The sequence below is a fragment of the Mesorhizobium sp. M1E.F.Ca.ET.063.01.1.1 genome (assembly GCF_003998155.1).
Taxonomy (GTDB): Bacteria; Pseudomonadota; Alphaproteobacteria; order Rhizobiales; family Rhizobiaceae; genus Mesorhizobium.
Map to the genome: position 1 here is coordinate 1 of NZ_RZSC01001127.1, position 1,365 is coordinate 1,365.

The following is a 1,365-nucleotide window of genomic DNA, read 5'->3' on the forward strand; positions in this document are numbered from 1 at the left end:
AGGTTCTTGACCAGCGAGAAGACAGCGTCAGTCAGGTTGGCCTTCAGAAGCACATAGCCCGGGAAGAACTTGCGCTCGGCGTCGACCTTGCGGCCGCGGCGGATCTCAACGACCTTCTCGGTCGGCACCACGATCTGCTCGATCTCGCCGGACAGACCCTTCTGCTTGGCCTTGTTCTCGATGTCCTCGGCGACCTTCTTCTCGAAGTTCGAATAAGCGTGGACGATGTACCAGCGCGCAGCCATTTCACGACTCTCCGTAATCGCCGAATTAATGCCCGAGGCCCAGGATCCACTCGATCGCATAGCCCATGGCTATGTCGGCGGCGAAGAAGAAGATCATGGCGATGACCGCGAACACCAGGACCATCACCGTCGAGATCATGGTCTCGCGGCGCGAGGGCCATGTCACCTTGGCCGTCTCCGCGCGCACCTGCTGGAGAAAGGTGAAAGGATTAGTGGTTTTCGAAGCCATCTGCCGCTCTGTCTTCAAGACCCGTTGGCCGGGTCTCCTGGATGATCCCGCTGGCCGGGACGTGCCGCCTGGGTTACGTGCCGACGCCGAGTCAGCGCCACCATTTCGCCCACGCAAATCAGACGCGTAAAGCCGGCTTCCCAGCTCCACGCGTCGCGTGTCTGTTCAGTCTACATAAAACCGATTCTTGGTCCACGCAAGTGGCAAGTGTTCCGCTTTATGTTCGAGCGCCGCCTCGGAACCATCCAGTCGTTCCGTCCCGGCTATGCGGGGCTTATGCCCCAATTTGCCCCATATGGCAAGCCACCCGCCGGTTTTCAACGGCAGAGCACCCTGATCACCGGTCCGCAACTTCAGGATGGCACGGCGGCAGGCTCGAACCTACGACCTGCGACGGCAGCTCATGGTGATATTGAACGGGCGCTCTGCCTGCTTGATGCGCTTCGCATAGAAAGCGCACATATCGTCGGCTGCCCTATGGAGGAACAGTCGCTCTTGAACTAGCCGCTCAATCGCTGGCACGGGTGTCTATCCATTCCCCTTATAGGTCGTATAGCGACAATCGATTTTGCTGGATGAGCAGGAAGGCTGCATATCCGTTTGCAAGCGGGGCGGTACTGAATGTTGCCCCGGAAAACTTCCGGAAGTGCGACGTAATGCGCGCGATGCAAACTCTCATTCTCTCGGCAACTGCAACCGCGATGCTATTTCTTGCGGGTCCAACGAACGCTGGCGTCCAAGGCAAGGACCAAGGCTCAATTCGAGCTGACAGTATGACCGGTATCCCCGCCGGCTTTCGATCCCAATTCGCTGACGTTAATGGCGTGCGCATTCACTACGTGATCGGCGGGAAAGGATCGCCGATTCTGCTCATCCATGGGTGGCCGGAGG

General features: G+C 58.7%; 3 protein-coding genes and 1 pseudogene. 2 read left to right on the top strand and 2 right to left on the bottom strand.

From position 1 onward, the window contains the following. Window positions 1–245 (bottom strand): transcription termination/antitermination NusG family protein (locus tag EOA29_RS36615; RefSeq protein ID WP_281061133.1); only part of this gene is annotated, 245 nt, incomplete at its 3' end. Between the two features lie 25 nt (window positions 246–270). Continuing rightward, entirely contained in the window at window positions 271–474 is a 204-nt protein-coding gene (secE, locus tag EOA29_RS36620) for a preprotein translocase subunit SecE (protein WP_040974128.1), read from the bottom strand. A gap of 219 nt (window positions 475–693) precedes the next feature. Between secE and EOA29_RS36625 the strand changes: the two genes are divergently transcribed. Together EOA29_RS36625 and EOA29_RS42475 are read left to right on the top strand one after the other, a co-directional pair. Then, a complete protein-coding gene (locus tag EOA29_RS36625) occupies window positions 694–978 on the top strand; it encodes a hypothetical protein (protein WP_189479122.1) in 285 nt (94 codons plus the stop codon). A gap of 71 nt (window positions 979–1,049) precedes the next feature. Further along, window positions 1,050–1,365: pseudogene (locus tag EOA29_RS42475) on the top strand (hypothetical protein); the annotation flags it as partial.

Bases quoted from the DNA above. Each gene is read 5' to 3' on its own strand.
- secE (WP_040974128.1), bottom strand. From the start codon at position 474: ATGGCTTCGAAAACCACTAATCCTTTCACCTTTCTCCAGCAGGTGCGC.
- EOA29_RS36625 (WP_189479122.1), top strand. From the start codon at position 694: ATGTTCGAGCGCCGCCTCGGAACCATCCAGTCGTTCCGTCCCGGCTAT.